This is a genomic window from Leucobacter japonicus, from assembly GCF_001273855.1.
Classification (GTDB): domain Bacteria; phylum Actinomycetota; class Actinomycetes; order Actinomycetales; family Microbacteriaceae; genus Leucobacter; species Leucobacter japonicus.
Genome location: NZ_JHBX01000142.1, coordinates 385,476 through 404,188, shown reverse-complemented (window position 1 = coordinate 404,188; position 18,713 = coordinate 385,476). Strand labels below are relative to the sequence as shown.

The following is an 18,713-nucleotide window of genomic DNA, read 5'->3' as shown; positions in this document are numbered from 1 at the left end:
CGTGCCGTCGGTCAGTAGGCCGGGCGGTGCTCGATCGCGAGCTCGATGAGCTCGGTGATGAGGTCGGTGTAGCTGAGACCCGAGTCCTCCCAGAGTCGCGGGTACATCGAGATCGGCGTGAAGCCGGGAAGCGTGTTCAGTTCGTTGAGCACCGGGCCGTCTGCCGTGAGGAAGAAGTCGATGCGGGCGAGCCCCGCGCACTGCGCGATCTCGAACGCGTGCACGGCGTCCCGCTGCAGCGCAGCGAATTCCGCTTCCGTTACCGATGCCGGCAGCCGGAGCTCGACCCCCGACGCCCCCAGGTACTTCGCATCGAAATCGTAGAACCCCGAACCGCTGATAACGATCTCGCCGATGACCGAACTCGTGCGCGGGCGGTCGTCGCCGCGCCCCTCGAGCACCGCGATCTCGACCTCACGGCCAATGATGGCGGATTCGATGAGCACCGTGCGATCCTCCGCGAATGCGATCTCGAGCGCGGCGCCCAGGCCCGCCGGCTCCGTCACCTTGCTGACCCCGACGCTCGAACCGGCACGGGCCGGCTTCACGAAGAGCGGATAGGTCAGGCCCTCGTCGAGACGCGACACGAGATACGGGTCGTGATCGAGCTGCGAACGCGTGACGGTGTTCCACGGGGCCACCGCGATGCCGGCGTCGGCAAGCACCGTCTTCACCGCGTGCTTGTCCATGCACAACGCCGACCCGAGCACACCGCTGCCGACGTACGGCATATCGACGAGTTCGAGCATGCCCTGCACCGTGCCGTCTTCACCGTAAGGTCCGTGCAGCATCGGCAGCACCGCGTCGACATGGCCGAGACTGCGCAGTGTGCCCTGCTGATCGATCACGGTGACCGCGCGCGTCGCGGTTGACGCCGGCCAGAGCACGCGCGTGCCGTTGTCGCGCACCTCGGGCAGCACCGCGGCGTCGAGTCGGTACTCCGAGAGATCTTCTTCCTGCATCAGCACGGTCGCGCCCTGTTTCGTGATGCCGACCGGAATCACATCGAACTTTGCACGGTCGATCGCGTGCAGCACGCCGGAGGCGGTGACGCAGCTGATGCCGTGCTCGCTCGATCGGCCGCCGAACAGCAGCACGACGGTGCGCTTCGCGCGTTCGCTGCCCTGGGGCTGGGGCTCAGTCACGAAGATTCTCCTTTGAAACGGTTGAATAGTCGGCGGATTCTTCCGGCCTGTGGTGCGGCGAGGCTGAGCTCGGCTTGAGGCACCTCGTCTTCGGTCGCCAGGTGCGGGCCGAGGTGCTTCGGCGCCATGCGCCCACTGAGCACCATCTGCACCTGCTCCACGATGGGCATGACGATGCCCCGCTCACGGGCGAGTTCGAGCACGGGCGGCACCGACGTGATGCCTTCGGCGACCTGCTGCATCTGCTCGCGGGTCTCCTCCTGCGTGTACCCCTGCCCGATGAGTCGGCCCGCAGTGTTGTTGCGCGAAAGCGGAGACTGGCAGGTGGCGATCAGGTCGCCCAGACCCGCCAACCCCGACAGCGTCGCCGGGTCGGCTCCGGATGCCACCGAGAACTCGGTCATTTCGGCCAGCCCACGCGTAATAATCGCGGCTTTCGTGTTCTCGCCGTACCCGACGCCGTCGACAATGCCGATCGCGAGCGCGATCAGGTTTTTGAGCACACCGCCGAGTTCGGTACCCACCACATCGGTGTTCACGTACGTACGGAAGTAGGGAGCATTCGCGGCCGTGGCCACCTCTTGCGCGACGCCCAGATCGACGCATGAGGCGACCGCTCCGGTGGGTTGCTCCTTGGCGATCTCGAGCGCGATGTTCGGGCCCGAAACCACGGCGATGCGCTCGGGATCGAGATCGAGCGTATCCGCGATGACCTCGGACATGCGCATGGTGGTGGTCTTCTCCACACCCTTCACCAGGCTGACGAGCACCGAGCGGCGATCGAGATACGGCTCGAGGTCGATGAGATTCTGACGCAGCGTCTGACTCGGGACGGCCAGGAACACGAGGCGTGCGCCCTTCAGTGCGACCGAAAGATCATCGGTGGCGCTGAGCCGCTTGGGCAGATTGATGCCCGGGAGGTATTGGCTGTTGCGCTTCGCGACGCGGATCTCATTCGCGATCTCAGGGCGACGGGCCCAGATCGTGACGTCGCACCCGGCATCGGCGAGCACCTTGGCGAACGTCGTGCCCCAACTTCCGGCACCGATGACGGCGACCTTGCGGCCACGATTCTTCGTCGAGCTCGCAGACACCACGGGCACGGGTCGAGTACTCAAAAGCGTCCCGTTTCGCTCTGCTGGTGCTTACTCGGATCCCAGCGCTCAGCGGGCGGGGTCTCGCCGCGCAGTTCCGCGAGCAGCGCAGTGATGGCGTCCATAAGCTCGCGCGTCGCTTCGTTGATGACACGCTGATCGAGGGGCCGGCCCTTGAACTTGCTCAGATCGAGCGGCGCCCCGATCGATACCTCGATCGTCTTCCGAGGGAACGGATGCAGTCGCTTCGCATACCGCGGCATCAAGTGCTGCGTACCCCAGTGCGCCACGGGGATCAGCGGAATGCCTGATTCAAGGGCGAGACGAACCGCTCCACTCTTGCCGCGCATCGGCCAGAGATCGGGGTCGCGGGTCAGGGTGCCCTCGGGGTACACGATGACCCCTTGTTGGCGTTCGATCAACAATGACGCCGCGCTCATGGGGTTTCCGTCACGGGCGGCGGAGCGCGCCGCACCTTCTCGCTGCACCGGGATCTGACCCGAGGCACGCATCAGCCAGCCGAGTACGGGCACCTTGAACAGGCTCGCCTTCGCCATGAATCGCGGCAGTCGACCGAGATGCCAGACGGCGGCACCCATCGCAATCGGATCGACTTCGCTGTAGTGATTGGGCGCGAGGATGAAGGGACCGCTCTCGGGCAGCTTCGACTTCGGCGTGAAGCGATAGCGAACCATCATCGACCAGAACGGCAGAATCAACGATGCGAGCGCCCAGAACGCTGAGGGCCGGCGTTTCTCCGCGGAAAGCCGGCTGCGGAATTTCACCGTGTCAGTCATACGTCCATTATCCCGAAGCGGCGGTGGCCCGGAAGCATACGCTCCGGGCCACCGCCGCATTCGCAGAAAATGATTGCTGCAGGATCAGCTCTCGTAGACGAAATCTGCCCCGAGCAGGTGCAGCTTCTCGATGAAGTTCTCATAGCCGCGAGAGATGATGCCGAGGTTCGTGACCTTCGATTGGCCTTCTGCAGTGAGCGCTGCGATGAGGTGGCTGAACCCGCCGCGCAGGTCGGGAACCTCGATATCGGCGCCGCGCAGGTGCACGGGCCCGGTGATCACCGCGGCCTGCTCGAACTCGCGACGCTTGACGCGACGGTTCTCGTCGTGCAGACCCTCCTTGTACACCACGATGTCCGCTCCCATCTTCACGAGTGCGTCCGTGAAGCCGAAGCGGTTCTCGTACACCGTCTCATGAATCGTCGACTCGCCCTGAGCGAGTGTGAGCGCGACCACCAGGGGCTGCTGCCAATCGGTCATGAAGCCGGGGTGCACGTCGGTCTCGATGACGACGGGCTTGAGCTCTCCACCCGGGTGCCAGAAGCGGATTCCGTCGTCGTGGACGTCGAAATCGCCCCCGACCTTGCGGAACACGTTCAGGAAGGTCATCATCTCTTCCTGCTCGACACCGCCGACGAAGATGTCGCCCTTGGTCGCGAGCGCGGCAGCAGCCCAGCTCGCGGCTTCGTTGCGGTCGAAGATCGCACGGTGGTCGTAGCCGCGCAGCTCGGGAACGCCCTCGATGAAGATGACGCGGTTCGGCTCCATCGAGATGATGGCGCCCATCTTCTGCAAGATGCAGATGAGGTCAACGATCTCGGGCTCGATCGCTGCATTGCGCAGCTCGGTCTGGCCCTCGGCGAGCACGGCGGTGAGCAGCACCTGCTCCGTGGCACCGACGGACGGGTAAGGCAGCTCGATGTTCGCTCCCTTGAGGCCATCCGGAGCGGTCAGGCTGATGCCGCTCGGCAGCTTCTCGATGACGGCACCGAACTGGCGCAGCGCATCGAGGTGGAAGTCGATCGGACGGTCGCCGATGCGGCATCCGCCGAGGTCGGGGATGAAGGCTTCCCCGAGGCGGTGCAGCAGCGGCCCGCAGAAGAGAATCGGGATGCGCGACGAGCCCGCGTGCGCATCGATGTCGGCCTGATGCGCCACCTCGACGTTCGACGGGTCGAGCCGCCACTCCCCGGCCTGATCACCCTTGGTGATGAGCACGCCGTGCAGTGCGAGCAGGCCGGCGACGACGCGAACATCGGAGATGTTTGGCACATTGCGCAGCACGCTCGGCGTCTTGCCGAGCAGCGCCGCGACCATCGCCTTGGTCGCGAGGTTCTTCGCACCGCGCACCTCGATGCGGCCCTTCAGCGGCCGCCCACCGTTGATGATGATCTCATCGGAGGTGAGGCCGACTCGGGCGCCAGCGCGCTGCGCGTCGAGCTTGCGCCCGGCGGCATCCGCGTCTTCAGTGGCGGTATCGACCGCAGTGTCTTGGGTCGTGAGCTTCTCGGTCATGCGGCCTCCACGGGAGTCGTCGTCGGCATCCAATTCGGGCGTTTCGCCTCGAACTGGGTGATCACATCCGCGTTGCGGAGCGTCAAGGAAATATCGTCAAGGCCTTCGAGCAGGCGCCAACGCGTGTAGTCGTCGACGTCGAACCCTACGGTCAGGTCGCCGACCGTCACCGTGCGATCTTCGAGGCTCACCGTGAGCTCGATGCCCGGCTGCGCATCGATGGCCGCCCAGATACGCTTCACGTCGTCTTCGGCAACAACCGCAGCGAGCAGACCCTGCTTGCCCGAGTTGCCTCGGAAGATGTCGGCGAAACGCGGAGAGATGACCACCTTGAAACCGAAGTCGCGCAGCGCCCAGACGGCGTGCTCGCGCGACGAGCCGGTGCCGAAATCGGGGCCCGCGACGAGAATCTGCGCACCCTGGAACGCCGGCTGGTTGAGCACGAACTGCTCGTCCTGGCGCCAGTGGTAGAAGAGCGCATCGTCGAAACCGGTCTTGGTGACCCGCTTCAGGAAGACGGCAGGGATGATTTGATCCGTGTCGACGTTCGAGCGCTGCAGCGGAGCCGCGATGCCCGTGAACGTGGTGAACTTATCCATGGCTCAGGCTCCTGCCTGCTCGGAGACGGGCATGATCGGAATGCGTCGCCGCACCGGGAGTTCGGAGCCCTCAGGCGCGTCGTGCGACACTCCGTTCGCTGCGTCATCCTGCAGATCCCACGGGCTCGAGAGCGTGCCGCGAATCGCGGTCGCCGCTGCGACGAGCGGAGAGACCAGGTGGGTACGACCGCCCTTGCCCTGCCGGCCTTCGAAGTTGCGGTTCGAGGTCGACGCGCACCGCTCACCCGGCGCCAGCTGATCCGGGTTCATGCCCAAGCACATCGAGCAGCCCGCGAAGCGCCATTCACCGCCGAATGCCTCGACGATACGGTCGATGCCCTCGGCTTCGGCCTCGGCGCGCACTCGGGCGGAGCCGGGAACCACCATCAGTCGCACGCCCTCCGCCTTTTGCTTGCCCTTGATGAGCTCGGCGAAGGTGCGCAGATCATCGAGTCGGCTGTTGGTGCACGAGCCCATGAAGACCGCGTCGACCGGAATCTCTTTCATCGGGGTACCCGCGGCGAGATCCATGTACTCGAGTGCGCGCTCGGCTGCAGCGCGCTCATTGGGATCGGCGATGAGCTCGGGATTCGGCACCGTGTCGCTGAGGAGCACGCCCTGACCGGGGTTCGTGCCCCAGGTGACGAACGGCTCGAGCTCGTTCGCATCGATGAACACCTCGGCGTCGAACACCGCGCCCTCGTCGGTGGGCAGCGTTTTCCAATATGCGACCGCGTCATCCCAATCGTCACCCTGCGGTGCGTGCGGGCGACCCTTAACGTACGCAAAGGTCGTCTCGTCGGGAGCGACCATTCCGGCGCGCGCACCGGCTTCGATCGACATGTTGCACATCGTCATGCGGCCGTCCATGGACAGGTCACGGATCGCGGAACCGCGGTACTCGAGCACGTACCCCTGCCCGCCGCCGGTACCGATCTTCGCGATGACCGCAAGGATGATGTCTTTCGCCGTTACGCCCGGGCGCAGTTCGCCGTCGACGTTGATCGCCATGGTCTTGAACGGCTTGAGCGGCAGCGTCTGGGTCGCCATCACGTGCTCGACCTCGCTGGTGCCGATACCGAACGCGAGTGCGCCGAAGGCGCCGTGCGTCGAGGTGTGGCTGTCACCGCAGACCACGGTGATGCCCGGCATCGACAGACCGAGCTGCGGGCCGACGACGTGCACGATGCCCTGCTCGCGGTCGCCCAACGGATGCGCGCGCACGCCGAACTCGGCGACGTTGTGACGCAGCGTCTCGATCTGCAGACGGCTCGTCGGGTCTTCGATCTCACGGGTGATGTTGAGCGTCGGAGTGTTGTGATCTTCCGTCGCGATCATGAGATCGACGCGACGCAGGGGGCGATCAGCGACACGCAGGCCATCGAACGCCTGCGGGCTGGTGACCTCGTGAATGAGGTGAAGATCGATGTAGATCAGGTCGGGCTCGCCGTTTTCGCCCTTGACGACCACGTGGTCGTCCCACAGCTTCTCTGCCAGGGTCCGCGGCCGACCGGCCGCCTCCGTCGCATTCTGCTCGCTCATGTGTGCTTCTCTTCCCGGTTCCGTGCACTCAGCACTGTGCTGTTCAACACCGCGCGGCACGAAACTATTTCGCAAGCTCTGACGCGGCGGATCGACCATGCGCGAACTCCGCGACGGGCGGTCGATGGGCTAGACCCCGTCGCGGCTGTGAAGAAGCAGAGCCCGCGAACGCATGCCGAGAGTCTACCACCGCGCGACCCGAGCACCCTGCATTCGGTGCCGAGCCGCGCGCTGGCCCCTAATGGCGGTTCGCGCGATCGTGGTGCTGACTGTTCGATTCGTGCGGTTCGGCCATGCCGAGGTGGAGGTGCTCACCCTGTGCGCGCGCCTCGCGGTTGGCCTTGATGACGCTCGCGATCGTCGCGATCGCCATCGCCCCGACGATGAAGCCGAGCGAGACTCCGGTCGTGATCTCGGGGACGGGAACGTGCTCGCCTCCGTTGATGAACGGCAACTCGTTCTCATGCAGGGCGTGGAGAATCAGCTTGACGCCGATGAAGGCCAGAATCGCGGCGATGCCGTACTTGAGGTATTCAAGACGTTCGAGCAACCCGCCCAGCAGGAAGTAGAGCTGACGCAGGCCCATGAGCGCGAACACGTTCGCGGTGAACACGATGAACGGGCTCTGCGTGATGCCGAAGATCGCCGGAATCGAGTCGAGGGCGAAGAGCAGATCGGTGAATCCCAGGGAGATCAGCACGAGGAGGAAGGGAGTGAACATGCGCTTGCCATCGACCGTGGTGCGCAGCTTGCCACCGTCGTAGTGCTCGCTGAACGGCATGACCTTCTTGATCTGGCGAATGATCCAGCTATCGCCCTCGTCGTCGTGACCGCCGGGCTTGATCTGCTGCCAGGCCGTCCAGATCAGCCACGCACCGAACACGAAGAAGATCGCGATGAATCGTTCGATGACCGCAGCACCGACCAGAATGAACGCGCCGCGGAAGAGCAGTGCGAGCACGATGCCGATCATGAGCGCGCGCTGCTGGTAGGCGCTCGGCACCTTGAAACTCGCGAGGATCAGCACGAATACGAAGAGGTTGTCGATGGAGAGGCTGTACTCGGTCAGCCAGCCGGCCAAGAATTCGGTGCCGTGCTGCACGTCGCCGAGCAGGAAGATCGCTCCGGCGAAGACGAGCGCGAGCAGCACGTAGAACCCGACCCACAGGCTCGCCTCTCGCATCGACGGAACGTGGGGACGACGAATGATCAGGGCGAGATCGATGACGAGGATCACGACGAGCGCGACCATCGATCCGATTTCGAACCAGAGTGGCAGAACTGAGGTCACCGGAGTGCACTTCTTTCGGCAGGGCGCGGCAGGCGCGCGAATGACCGAAAGTCTCTCCCCGGTGCTCGACGTGACGTCTGCAGTACCGCGCCCGCACCGGCGCCGCTACGGAGCGGCACGTATTGACGACACGGGCGAACCGGGATACTCCCCTTCGCTCGCAACAGTGTACTCGCACGGGCGGATCGCGTCGCACCTCGTTCACGAACGCTCAATCGCGCTGCGCTAGCATCATGCCATCTACATCCGCAGAGAGGGCCCCACGTGAGTCAGCGACCCAACACCATCGAACGCAGCACCGAAGCCGGCCCCGGGGTCGCCTCTCGCACGCTCGCAGGATTCATCTTCGCGAGCCGTTGGCTGCAGGCGCCGTTGTATCTCGGCCTCATCGTCGCGCAGGCGGTCTACGTCGTGCTCTTCTTCGTCGAGTTGTGGCATCTCGTCGAGAACGTCGTCGCGACCGGGCACATCACCGAGACCGACGTGATGCTCAGCGTGCTCGCGCTCATCGACATCGTCATGATCGCGAACCTGCTCATCATGGTGATCATCGGCGGGTACGAGACCTTCGTGTCGAAGATTCGTGTCGAGGGTCACCACGACGAGCCCGAGTGGCTGTCGCACGTGAACACCAACCTGCTGAAGGTCAAGCTCGCGGTGTCCATCATCTCGATCTCATCGATCCACCTGCTCAAGACCTTCATCGAGGTAGGGCGCATGCACGACGGCCTGGTGAAGAACGCCAACGGCACCGTGCTGTACTCGTCGGAGGGCGTGATGTGGGAGGTCGCCATTCACCTGGCCTTCATCGTCTCCGCGATCGCGCTCGCCTGGATCGATCGCATGAGCCAGCACCACGCACCGGCGGCCCCGAGCGGGTTGAGCGCCGGAGCCATCGAAGCGGGGCTGCGCGGCGACGCGCCTGCAGCCGCGCCGACGCCTGCGGCGCCTGCTACGGCACCCGCAGCAGACGGATTCGTCACCGTGCGACTGCCGGCGGGCGCACAACTGCCCGAGGGCGCCGAAGTGGTCTCGCACGACCGCTAAGGTGGTACCCGGCCGGGATTCCCGGCCCACGCGCGAGTGGCGGAATTGGCAGACGCGCTGGATTTAGGTTCCAGTGTCTTCGGACGTGGGGGTTCAAGTCCCCCCTCGCGCACGTGGCGTATCAGCGCACCGACCCGGCTCCGGCAGATGGCCACACCGCCGAGATGTCGGTGAGCGGCACCGTCGCGGGCCCCGCTCCGTGCACTTCTCTGAACGCTCGCGAGAACGCGGGCAGGTGCGCGTAGCCCAGATCTCGGGAGATGCGCGATGCTGCCTGCCCTTCGTTGAGTCGGTTGCGGGCGCGGGTCATGCGCGCCGCACGAAGCCAGGTCGCACTCGACTCCCCCGCGCGCTCGCGAACGAACCGCCTGAGATCGCGCTCGCTGTCGTCGAGCAGCGCTGCGATGTCGGTGAAACTCCATTCGGGTCGCAGCGACACGGCGCTCGCAAGGGCTGCGAGCCGGTGGTCATCCGTGTCGGTGGGCGCAAGAGAGCCCTCGCGGAGCACTGAAGCGAATCCCGCCTCCACGCGCTCGGCACCGGGACCGGTCGCACTCGGCCTGGCGTACGCATCGATCATCCACGCGATCGCCTCGATATCGAGCCGTGGAGCCACCTGCACGGGGGCGAGCGGCACCCCCACGGCACCCGCCCGGCCCGATCGATAGCCGATGGGCAGCATGAGCGACCCGGCCGGCACGGTGACTCGGTTGCGCAGGCCTGCGGGGAGCACCACGGCGTCTCCCTCGCGCAGGCGCATTTGCCGCCCGCCAATGATCACGTCGACGAACCCGAGGGCTGCCCACACGGCGACGTGCGCGCCGTTCACTCGCTCCCAGGTGCGGGTCTCCGCCAGTGCGACCGTGGGAACGATCTGCGCCCGGGCGAGCTCGGCACCCGTCGCGGTACGTCGCCACTCTCCGGGTGGTGATCCGGCAATCTCACGAAATGCCCGCACGAACCCGGGCACGCTGCGAAAGCCGACTCGGTGCGCCGTCCATTCGAGGTCACGGCCGCTCCGCAGGAGTTCGGCGGCGGCATGAATGCGGGAACGACGTACCCACGCGGTGAGCGAGAGACCGGTTTCGGCGCGGAACCTCCGCTGTACGGAGCGCATGCTCCAGCCGGTGACCGCGGCATCGAGCGCGGCAGCGAGGTCGAGGTCGGGATTGTCGGCCAACGCGTCGGCGAGGTCGTGGAGTTCGGCCGAGACCGGCGCCGGAGGGGGCTCGAGCAGCGCAGACTCCTCAAGACGCACGGACACGCCGCGCGCCGAGCCGTCGTCGAGGTGCCCGAGCCCCCTCGAGAAGGCCTCGAGCAGCACCGGCAGGTGTTCGATCGCGCCGGACATCTGCGCAATGACCGCGGGCCCCGATGCGTGTCCGGGAACCGGGAGCACGATGCCGGACTCTGACGCCTGGGTCGCATCGACGATCGACCCCGCCGGTACCCAGAGCGCTTCACCCTCCGCGATGCTGCAGGCAACCTCACCCACGGTGATCGTGCACGCGCCGCGCACCGCAACGTACAGCAACGGTTCGGCGAGGCGCCCGGCGGGTCCTGGTAACACGGTGTCGTTCTCCATCAACAGATGCAAGTTAGGCTCTACTAACTTAGGGTACCGCGCGGCGATTCGACCGCGCTGAACTCGATTCCACGGAGGTGCGCCGCATGGCGAAACCCCTTGCCCCGATCATTCTGGCCGCCGCGCTGACCGCGCTCCTCGCCGGTTGCAGCACGAGCAGCGCAGCGACTGATGCCGACGCCACCCAGGCCTCCGACTCCTCGGGCGACTGGCCGCGCACGATCACCCACGAATCCGGCGAGACCGAGATCGACGCGGCACCGCTGCGCATCGTCTCCACGTCCCCCTCCATCACCGGCAGCCTGCTCGCCATCGATGCACCGCTCGTCGCCTCCGGCGCGACCACGGTCTCCCCATTGACCGACGACCAGGGGTTCTTCACCCAGTGGGCCGAGGTGGCCGAAGACCGCGGCGTCGAGATCGCGTACACCGACCTCACCCTCGACGTCGATGCCGTCGATGCGTTCGAACCCGACCTGATCATCGGCTCCGCGAATGGCGGCGACGCCACCGCCGACGCCTATGATCAGCTCTCCGAGATCGCTCCGACCGTCATGCTCGACTACAGCAGCATCACGTGGCAGGAACTCACGACCGAGCTCGGGGAGATCACCGGGCTCGAAGACGCGGCGGCGGATCGCATCGCCGAGTACGATGACTGGGTCGCCGACCAGGCCACCCGCATTGAGCTCCCGGAGCAGCCGACCACCGCCCTGGTCTACATGGGCGCCGACGGCTCGTGGGCCTTCACGGCCGACAGCCCGCAAGCAGAACTGCTCACGTCGCTCGGATTCACCTACGCACCGGTCGCCGAGAAATACCAGACCGACGACGCGCAGGGGCGCGGCGTCGACGTGCTCACCTCCGAGAACACGTCGGCCGGTCTTGCTGATGCCGAAACCGTGCTCGCCGTCGCCATGGGTGGCGGGGATCCTGCCGCAGACTTCTCCGGCGATCCGTTGCTCGCCAATCAGCCGGCCGTACAGAACGACCGCGTCTTCTCCTTGGGTGCACAGGCGTTCCGTCTCGATTACTACAGCGCGAAACTCACCGTCGAGCTGTTGGTCGACACCTTCAGCAACTGACCGCGATGACCATCACCTCACCGGGGCGCCGCGCCGATGCGCACGGCGCCCCGGAGCAGCCCGGACAGCCCTCCGATGCCGCCCCGGCGAGCCCAACATCGCGTACCCGCCGCTCTCCGCGCGGGCGCACCGCGGCGATGCTCGGTGGCGGCGTCGCCCTGCTCGCCGCAGCGTCGGTACTCGGCCTGGGTCTCGGCTCCCACCCGGTGCCGCCCAGAACGGTCGTGCAGGCGCTCGTCGCGTACGATCCGAGCAATGATGCGCACCTGATCGTGGTGCAGTCCCGTCTGCCGCGAATACTGCTCGGCGCGCTCGTGGGCGCCGCACTCGGACTCGCGGGCGCGCTCATGCAGTCCATGACGCGCAATCCGCTCGCCGACCCCGGCATTCTCGGAGTCAACGCGGGTGCGTCGCTGTGCGTCGTCATCGCGATCGCGTACTTCGGAGTGCACAGCGTCACGGGGTACATCTGGTTCGCGTTCACCGGCGCTGCACTCACCGCAGTGCTCGTCTATGCGCTGGGCACGGCACGACGGAGCGCCGCGACGCCGGTGCGCATCGCGCTCGCAGGCACCGCCGTCGCGATCGTCATCTCCGCGCTGACGCAGATGGTACTCATCAGCAACGAGACGAGCTTCACGATCTTCCGCTACTGGGCGCTCGGCTCGCTGCAGGGGCGCGGAGCCGACGTCATCTGGTCGGTGCTGCCGTTCATCGCGGTCGGATTGATCGTGTCCGGTTTGCTCGCGGGGCCGCTCAACGCGCTCGCGCTCGGTGACGATGCCGCGAGTGCCCTCGGTACGCGCGTCGCAGGGACCCGGATCGGCGCCGCAGCAGTGGTCGTGGTGCTCGCCGGTGCCGCCACCGCGGCAGCCGGTCCGATCGGGTTCATCGGCCTGGGCGCCGCGCACATTGCTCGATTCGCTGCAGGCAACGAGCACCGTCGGCTCCTCCCCGCATCGATCGTCGTCGGCGCGGCCCTGCTGGTCACCGCGGATACGCTCGGTCGCGCACTTGTCGCCCCCGCAGAGCTGCAGACCGGCCTCGCTGCGGCCCTGTTCGGCGCGCCACTCTTCATCGCACTCGTGCGCTCACGCCGGGTCGCCGCACTGTGAGCGGGCAGGTGGTCGCGCCGAGCCGTGCTCCGCGGTCCCGGATCATCGTGCAGATCGGCAGGTTCAGTTTTGTGATGCAGCGGCGTCTCGCGCGCAGCGTGGCGATCCTCGCCGCGCTCGTGGTCGTTATCGTGATCGCCGCGGTCATTGTGGGGAGTCAGCGTCTCGAACTCACAGAGATCACGGCCGTGCTGACCGGAGATGCCCGACCAGCACTCGAACGCTCGGTGTTCAACCGGCGCCTGCCGCGCGCACTGACCGCCGCGCTCGTCGGGGCGCTGCTCGGGATGAGCGGCGCCGCGTTCCAGTCGCTCTCGCGCAACCCGCTCGGCTCCCCCGACATCATCGGGTTCACTTCGGGCGCGGCGACCGGCGCGGTCTTTCAGATCGTGGTGTTCGACGGCGGAATGCTCGCCACCGCGGCCGCTGCCGTACTCGGCGGTGTGCTGACAGCACTGATCGTCTACGCACTGGCCCGCCGCGACGGCATCACTGGCGGCCTCCGACTCGTACTCGTCGGGATCGGCGTGGGCGCCGTGGTGAGCGCGATCACCGCTCTGCTTATCGCCCGCGCCGACGTCGACGACGCCCTGCTCGCGCAGGTATGGACGTCCGGCTCGCTCATCGGTCGCGGCTGGCCGCACGTCTGGGCCGCCACGGCGGCGCTCGCCATCGTGCTGCCGTTGCTGCTCTGGCTCGGCCGCGATCTTGCACTCATCGAGATGGGCGACGACAGCGCACACGGGCTCGGGGTACGCGTCGAACGCACGCGATTTCTGGCGATGATCGTCGCCGTCATCGCCGCGGCGGTCGGCACCGCGGCGACCGGGCCCATCGCATTCATCGCGTTCACATCCGGGCAGATCGCACGCCGACTCGCCCCGGTTCCCGGAGCCCTCATCGGTCTCTCCGCTCTCGTCGGCGCTGCTCTCCTCGTCGGCGCCGACCTCCTCGCCCAGAATCTCGACATCGGCCTGCGCACGCCGGTCGGGCTCGTCACCAGCGTGCTCGGCGGCGTCTACCTCCTGTGGCTCCTCGCACGCCGCGCTTGAACGGAACTCCATGCACCACGTACCCCCCACCCCACGGCTCGCCGCCGCGCACCTCGACGTCGGCTACGGTCACCGGCAAATCATCTCGGACCTCACGTTCGCCGTACCCGACGGTGGGTTCACGGCCGTCATCGGCCCGAACGGGTGCGGCAAATCGACGCTGCTGCGATCCCTCGCCCGCATGATGACGCCGAGCTCGGGAGCCGTCACCCTCGACGACGTCGATCTGTCGACTATGCGGGTGAAGCAGGTCGCCCGCACCATCGGCACCCTGGCACAATCTCCTGTCACCCCGGCGGCAATTACCGTGGCCGATCTCGTTGCGCGAGGCCGCAATCCGTATCAGTCGCTGCTGCGACAGTGGTCTCCCGACGATCAACTCGCCGTCGACGGAGCGCTCGCCGAAGTCGGATTGACCAGTGATGCCGACCGCCTCGTCGAAGAGCTCAGCGGCGGGCAGCGCCAACGCGCGTGGATCGCGATGGCACTCGCTCAAGAAACCCCGATTCTGCTGCTCGACGAACCCACCACCTACCTCGACATCGCGCATCAAATCGACGTGCTCGATCTCTGCTCCGAGCTGCACTCGCGCGGTCGCACGCTGGTCGCGGTACTCCACGACCTCAATCTCGCGGCACGGTACGCCACGCACATCGTCGCGATGCGCGACGGTCGGATCGCCGCCGCGGGCTCCCCCGATGAGGTGCTCACGGAACCGACCCTGCGCGAGGTGTTCGGGCTCGACGCGCGCGTCATCGACGACCCCGAGACCGGTCGACCGCTGGTGATCCCGCGCGACCGCCGGAGGCCTCAGAACCACACACCCATGACCGCTGCGGCACCCGTCGCGGCAGAACAGGAGCGCTCATGACGCAGCCCACCCCCGAAAGCTCGACCCCGCTGCAGGAGCGATCCGCCGTGCAGTCGTCGGAGCACAACCGAGGCCTGGTGCTCGGCACCGCGACCGTGCGCAGCATCGACGACATCACTGCGGAGCTCGCCCGCGTCGTGCTGCACATCGAGGGTCTCTCCGACGAGCCCCTCTGGACCGCACCCAATGTCGCAATTCGCTTCTACCTCGACGACCGATTCGAGGCGTCGACCCGCGTCTACACCGTACGGTCTGCCGATCTGCATGCCGACACGATCGAGGTCGATGTCGTGCGGCACGGTGCGCGCAGCCCGATGATGCAGTGGCTGCAGACGCTGCGCGTCGGCGACACCGTCTCGTTCGGCGGCCCCCGCCCGCACTTCCCCATCCCGGAAACCGAGGGCCGTGCGGTCGCGATCTTCGCCGACGCGACCGCGATTCCGGCGCTCTACGCGATCCTGACGCAGGCGCGCCCAGGTCTGAGTGGAGTGGGCTGGGTCGCGACCGACGACGCGGTGGCCTTCGGCGAACTCCCCCAGCTGCCCGGGCTGGAACTCACACGGGTGGCACCGGGCGCCGGGTTCTCAGAACAGCTCACGTCGATCGACCTGCCCGGCGAGATGGTGGTGTGGGGCGCCGGCGAGCGCGACGAGATGCGCACCGTGCGGTCGTTCTTCCGCTCGGAGCACGGGCTCACGAAAGACGACGTCGCCGTGTTCGGCTACTGGAAGCGGGGCACGACCAACACGCAGATCGATGAGCAGCGTCTCGCAGCCTACGAGAAACTGCTGGCAGAGGGCGGCTCGCTCACCGAACTCGACGACCTGTCGCTCGCCATCTGACCCGTATCGCGCTGGTTCGGGCGCCCGCATTTCACGGACGCCCGAACCAGCGGGTCAGCTCTGTGCTGCAGTTCAGTTCAGCGCTGCGCGGCGATTCAGTGCTGCACAGCGCGTCGTCGCAGCACGAGCGCGGTAGCGCCCACGAGCAGCAGCGCGCTACCGATGGCGAGCGCGGGCAGTGCCGATGTCGCACCCGTCTGCGCGAGCGCTGCCGTCGTACCGGCGCCCGCGTTCGAGCCGGCGCCGGAGGCCGAGCCGGAAGCCGCGATGGTGGCATCGCCCGACGCTGTTCCCGTCGTCAGGTCGGTACCGTCGGCGTTCACTGCACCGTTCGCCTGCTCACCGTCGATCGGGGCGATCTCAACCGCCGCCCCGCCGACCTCGACACCGTTGATCAGCAGCACGACGCGGTGCGCGCCGCTCAGCGACTCGGGCAGGGTCGCGGCCATCGTGAATGCGCCGTCGGCATCGGTCGTCACGTCGGCCAGCTTGACCGGGTCGGAGTGCAGCTCCAGCGAGAATCCGCTCGTCGAAGGCGCAAACCCGGTGCCGTTCACCGAGATCGTGCCACCGGGCACCAGCTCGCCCTGCACTGAGAGGGTGCCGAGCACCGTCGCGGGGTCGGTGGGCTGCTCCGTGCCAGGTTCTTCCGTGCCGGGCTCCTCCGTGCCGGGCTCCTCCGTACCGGGCTCCTCGGTCCCGGGTTCTTCAGTCCCAGGCTCCTCGGTCTCCGGCAGCGTCGCCTTGTAAGCCATCGCGTAGGCGAGTTTGCCCGGCTTCGCGGCCTCGTACGGCTGGGAAAGCTTGTCCCACTCGCCCTTGGTCTCCTTCTTGCCGTCGTTCCACTCGGCGAGTGCGCCGAGATCCGTGGCGGTGAAGCCGCTGTACACGACGCCATCCTTCGGGAGGGCGACCTGCTGCTCAGAGAGCGCCCGCACGGTCGCGAGGTAGCTTTCGCGGTCGCTGCTGTTCCAGGTCGCGAGGTAGTCGGGGTTGCTGTCGCGCAGCCATGCGCCCCAGTAGAACTCCTGGAACGGGATGGTGCCCGACGCGAATCCGATGTCGCGGGCGAAGTACAGCAGGCTGCGGTTGGGGTCGTCCGCGAAGTTCTTCATGCCCACCGTAGCCGGAAGCTGATCGGGGGTGATGGCCGAGCCGTCGACCTGCTCGAGCCACGTCCACTTGTTCGCGATCATCGTCTGCCAGAACTGCTCGGGCGCCTGGTCCGAGAGGTTCGCGACCACGCGCAGACGCACGTGCAGGTCGAGCCCGCCGTCGGGCGTTTCCGCAAGCGATGTGAGGGTGTGGTGCCCGTCGGTGAGGTACGGCACCCCTTCGGGGCCGATGACGACGGTCTTCATCGCCGCCCGGCTCTTGTCGGTCTCGCCGCCCAGCGGCAGCTCGCAGGTGAACGATGCGGGATCGCGGAGCGTCGCAGTCGGTTCGGCGGCGACGGCATCCAGCTGCCCGTTGGCCTCGCACCAGTCGCCGAAGCGCTTGTTCACGGCGTCCTTGCCCATGGTCGCGTCGTAGCGCCCGAGCTTGTAGTAGATCTCGTCGTAGCCGATCGACGGCTGCGTCGGGTGCACGTCACCGATGCGCACGTCGAGCAGATCGCCCGCTTCGGCGTCGGCGTAGCCACCCGCAGCGGCGGTGTCGAGGGTCGGCTCGGCAGCCTGCGTCGCGCCGGAATCGGTGATGGGGTCGGCGAACGCCGGTGCGGCGACGCCCGCGGCGAGCGGTGCGGCCAGCAGCGCGGTGGCGACGCTGAGCGCCGCGAACCGGCGGCGCGCACGCGGAACGGCAGAATTCGGGGTGGGGAGCACGGAGGCCTTTCCTGATCGAATGTCGGATCGGCGCGGCCGTTTCCCAGCCGCAACCTCGACCATCATTCCGAGCGTGGATGAACCAGAAGTGTCTCCCCTGCGACCCCGGGGTGAACGGAATCGTTCACCCGCGCGGCCGCTTCCAGTCTCGCTAGTCGCTGAGCACGAACTCCGCGCGCACCCCCAGGTGGTCACTCGCTCCGAGGCGCTCGGTCGACGACGCGGTCGCGGTCAGGCCACGCGTGAGCACGTGATCGAGGCGGGTCACTGGAAACTCCTCGGGCCAAGAGAACCCGAAGCCACCGCTCGTCTGCCGCGGCTCGGTCAGCAGCGCGGCGATCGGGGCGAACGCGCGATCGTCGGTGCCGGCGTTGAAGTCGCCGACGGCGAGAATGCGGGCGCTCCCGTCTGCCCGCACCGTGTCGGCAAGTTCGGCGAGCATGCGATCCCGCGGCCCGTGCTCTCCGATGCGCGCCGACGCGGCGTGCACGACGTACACCTCGACGTCTCCAGCGGGCGCCGCGACCGTTGCGCGCAGCGCACGATTCCAGCCGAGCCCGAGATCAAGCGGTTCATCGGCGGTAATCGGGTATGCACTCCACAGCGACACGGACCCCGCTCGTGAGAGGTAGGGGTATTGCTCGGCGAGCACCGCGTCTACCGCATCGCGCGAACCACCGTCGAGCTCCTGAAAGGCGATGAGATCGGGAGCCGCATCGAGCGCTGCCTGCGCCGTGCCCGCCGGGTCGCCAACGGCACCGTGCAGATTCTGGCTGATCACGCTGAGCGTTCGATCCCCCGCTGCGGCGCTCGCGGCGGCGTCTGCGGAGACGCTGAGCGGCAGCACGCGCGGCACGAAGACGACGCACCACGCGATCGCTGCGGCGACGGCCACGATGACGGCCAGGGAGCGGCGGCGCACGAGTGCGGCGATCAGCACGAGCGCAATGGCGATCCCGAACCAGGGCAGCACGGCCTCGACCGCAATCGCCAGGCCGAGCGCATCCGGCAGGAGGTGCGGTACGGCGACGAGCACGCCGAGTACGCCTGCGAGCGCAGCCAGAATGATGCCCGGCCGTCGCCGGGGTGCGTTTTCGTTCATGGCTGCTCCCTCCGCCCGGATCTCGGCGCGAAGCTCCCGATGCTACCAACGCGGCTCAGGCAGTTCCTGGGGAGATGCGGAATGCCTGACCCACGCCGGGTTTGCCGATCGGCTGCCTGACTGTTAGGGTTCCCGTGGTCAGCACGACCCAGAACCCAAGCGAGGTGAGCCCGATGTCCAGTGACAGTAATAGTCAGCAGCCGGG

At 67.1% G+C, this 18,713-nt stretch carries 16 protein-coding genes and 1 tRNA gene; 7 read left to right on the top strand and 10 right to left on the bottom strand.

Annotation, left to right across the window (positions count from 1 at the left end; genetic code table 11):
• Positions 1-11: 11 nt before the first annotated feature.
• The 7 genes from AMS67_RS16020 to AMS67_RS15990 form a co-directional block, all read right to left on the bottom strand.
• Positions 12-1,145 (bottom strand): D-alanine--D-alanine ligase family protein, encoded by a 1,134-nt coding sequence (locus AMS67_RS16020; RefSeq protein WP_053388227.1) that lies wholly within the window; start codon positions 1,143-1,145, stop codon positions 12-14.
• The gene (locus AMS67_RS16015) at positions 1,142-2,263 is read right to left on the bottom strand and encodes an NAD(P)H-dependent glycerol-3-phosphate dehydrogenase (RefSeq protein ID WP_053388226.1); all 1,122 of its coding nucleotides are present in this window, start codon (positions 2,261-2,263) and stop codon (positions 1,142-1,144) included. Before AMS67_RS16015 ends, AMS67_RS16020 begins: the two co-directional genes overlap by 4 nt.
• Positions 2,260-3,036 carry a lysophospholipid acyltransferase family protein gene (locus AMS67_RS16010; protein ID WP_053353244.1) on the bottom strand — a complete coding sequence of 259 codons (777 nt, stop codon included), beginning with the start codon at positions 3,034-3,036 and terminating at the stop codon, positions 2,260-2,262. Before AMS67_RS16010 ends, AMS67_RS16015 begins: the two co-directional genes overlap by 4 nt.
• Before the next feature lie 84 nt (positions 3,037-3,120).
• The gene (murA, locus tag AMS67_RS16005) at positions 3,121-4,551 is read right to left on the bottom strand and encodes a UDP-N-acetylglucosamine 1-carboxyvinyltransferase (RefSeq protein WP_241488118.1); all 1,431 of its coding nucleotides are present in this window, start codon (positions 4,549-4,551) and stop codon (positions 3,121-3,123) included.
• Positions 4,548-5,150: a 3-isopropylmalate dehydratase small subunit gene (leuD, locus tag AMS67_RS16000; protein WP_053388225.1), complete on the bottom strand. Its 603-nt coding sequence runs from the start codon at positions 5,148-5,150 to the stop codon at positions 4,548-4,550. The genes murA and leuD overlap by 4 nt, the downstream gene beginning before the upstream one ends.
• A gap of 3 nt (positions 5,151-5,153) precedes the next feature.
• Complete coding sequence (gene leuC / locus AMS67_RS15995; RefSeq protein WP_053388224.1) at positions 5,154-6,692, bottom strand: 3-isopropylmalate dehydratase large subunit; 1,539 nt, start codon at positions 6,690-6,692, stop codon at positions 5,154-5,156.
• 238 nt (positions 6,693-6,930) lie between these two features.
• Complete coding sequence (locus AMS67_RS15990; protein WP_075201455.1) at positions 6,931-7,983, bottom strand: TerC family protein; 1,053 nt, start codon at positions 7,981-7,983, stop codon at positions 6,931-6,933.
• Positions 7,984-8,247: 264 nt separating this feature from the next.
• Between AMS67_RS15990 and AMS67_RS15980 the strand changes: the two genes are divergently transcribed.
• Together AMS67_RS15980 and AMS67_RS15975 are read left to right on the top strand one after the other, a co-directional pair.
• Entirely contained in the window at positions 8,248-9,030 is a 783-nt protein-coding gene (locus AMS67_RS15980; protein ID WP_075201453.1) for a TIGR00645 family protein, read from the top strand.
• A gap of 30 nt (positions 9,031-9,060) precedes the next feature.
• Positions 9,061-9,142, top strand: a tRNA-Leu gene (locus tag AMS67_RS15975).
• A gap of 9 nt (positions 9,143-9,151) precedes the next feature.
• Here AMS67_RS15975 and AMS67_RS15970 read toward each other — a convergent pair.
• Positions 9,152-10,615, bottom strand: a complete 1,464-nt coding sequence (locus AMS67_RS15970; RefSeq protein ID WP_053388221.1) for a helix-turn-helix domain-containing protein — start codon at positions 10,613-10,615, stop codon at positions 9,152-9,154.
• Positions 10,616-10,701: 86 nt separating this feature from the next.
• On the opposite strand from AMS67_RS15970, the gene fepB reads away from it, so the two are divergent.
• The 5 genes from fepB (at position 10,702) to AMS67_RS15945 (ending at position 15,580) form a co-directional block, all read left to right on the top strand.
• Positions 10,702-11,700 carry a Fe2+-enterobactin ABC transporter substrate-binding protein gene (fepB, locus tag AMS67_RS15965; protein WP_075201452.1) on the top strand — a complete coding sequence of 333 codons (999 nt, stop codon included), beginning with the start codon at positions 10,702-10,704 and terminating at the stop codon, positions 11,698-11,700.
• Between the two features lie 5 nt (positions 11,701-11,705).
• Positions 11,706-12,815, top strand: a complete 1,110-nt coding sequence (locus AMS67_RS15960) for a FecCD family ABC transporter permease (RefSeq protein ID WP_082305566.1) — start codon at positions 11,706-11,708, stop codon at positions 12,813-12,815.
• 74 nt (positions 12,816-12,889) lie between these two features.
• Positions 12,890-13,867 (top strand): FecCD family ABC transporter permease, encoded by a 978-nt coding sequence (locus AMS67_RS15955; protein WP_053388352.1) that lies wholly within the window; start codon positions 12,890-12,892, stop codon positions 13,865-13,867.
• A gap of 10 nt (positions 13,868-13,877) precedes the next feature.
• Complete coding sequence (locus AMS67_RS15950; RefSeq protein WP_053388219.1) at positions 13,878-14,738, top strand: ABC transporter ATP-binding protein; 861 nt, start codon at positions 13,878-13,880, stop codon at positions 14,736-14,738.
• Positions 14,735-15,580, top strand: a complete 846-nt coding sequence (locus AMS67_RS15945) for a siderophore-interacting protein (RefSeq protein WP_053388218.1) — start codon at positions 14,735-14,737, stop codon at positions 15,578-15,580. The genes AMS67_RS15950 and AMS67_RS15945 overlap by 4 nt, the downstream gene beginning before the upstream one ends.
• A gap of 95 nt (positions 15,581-15,675) precedes the next feature.
• Here AMS67_RS15945 and AMS67_RS17010 read toward each other — a convergent pair whose 3' ends face one another.
• Together AMS67_RS17010 and AMS67_RS15935 are read right to left on the bottom strand one after the other, a co-directional pair.
• Positions 15,676-17,406, bottom strand: a complete 1,731-nt coding sequence (locus AMS67_RS17010) for a ParB/Srx family N-terminal domain-containing protein (RefSeq protein WP_075201450.1) — start codon at positions 17,404-17,406, stop codon at positions 15,676-15,678.
• A 151-nt stretch (positions 17,407-17,557) separates the two neighbouring features.
• Positions 17,558-18,508, bottom strand: coding sequence for an endonuclease/exonuclease/phosphatase family protein (locus AMS67_RS15935; RefSeq protein ID WP_053388217.1), 951 nt, complete (start codon positions 18,506-18,508; stop codon positions 17,558-17,560).
• Positions 18,509-18,713: the final 205 nt, after the last annotated feature.

Coding starts and splice junctions, on each gene's coding strand:
- AMS67_RS16010 (WP_053353244.1), bottom strand. CDS start 3,036: ATGACTGACACGGTGAAATTCCGCAGCCGGCTTTCCGCGGAGAAACGC.
- murA (WP_241488118.1), bottom strand. CDS start 4,551: ATGACCGAGAAGCTCACGACCCAAGACACTGCGGTCGATACCGCCACT.
- leuD (WP_053388225.1), bottom strand. CDS start 5,150: ATGGATAAGTTCACCACGTTCACGGGCATCGCGGCTCCGCTGCAGCGC.
- leuC (WP_053388224.1), bottom strand. CDS start 6,692: ATGAGCGAGCAGAATGCGACGGAGGCGGCCGGTCGGCCGCGGACCCTG.
- AMS67_RS15970 (WP_053388221.1), bottom strand. CDS start 10,615: ATGGAGAACGACACCGTGTTACCAGGACCCGCCGGGCGCCTCGCCGAA.
- fepB (WP_075201452.1), top strand. CDS start 10,702: ATGGCGAAACCCCTTGCCCCGATCATTCTGGCCGCCGCGCTGACCGCG.
- AMS67_RS15960 (WP_082305566.1), top strand. CDS start 11,706: ATGACCATCACCTCACCGGGGCGCCGCGCCGATGCGCACGGCGCCCCG.
- AMS67_RS15955 (WP_053388352.1), top strand. CDS start 12,890: ATGCAGCGGCGTCTCGCGCGCAGCGTGGCGATCCTCGCCGCGCTCGTG.
- AMS67_RS15950 (WP_053388219.1), top strand. CDS start 13,878: ATGCACCACGTACCCCCCACCCCACGGCTCGCCGCCGCGCACCTCGAC.
- AMS67_RS15945 (WP_053388218.1), top strand. CDS start 14,735: ATGACGCAGCCCACCCCCGAAAGCTCGACCCCGCTGCAGGAGCGATCC.
- AMS67_RS15935 (WP_053388217.1), bottom strand. CDS start 18,508: ATGAACGAAAACGCACCCCGGCGACGGCCGGGCATCATTCTGGCTGCG.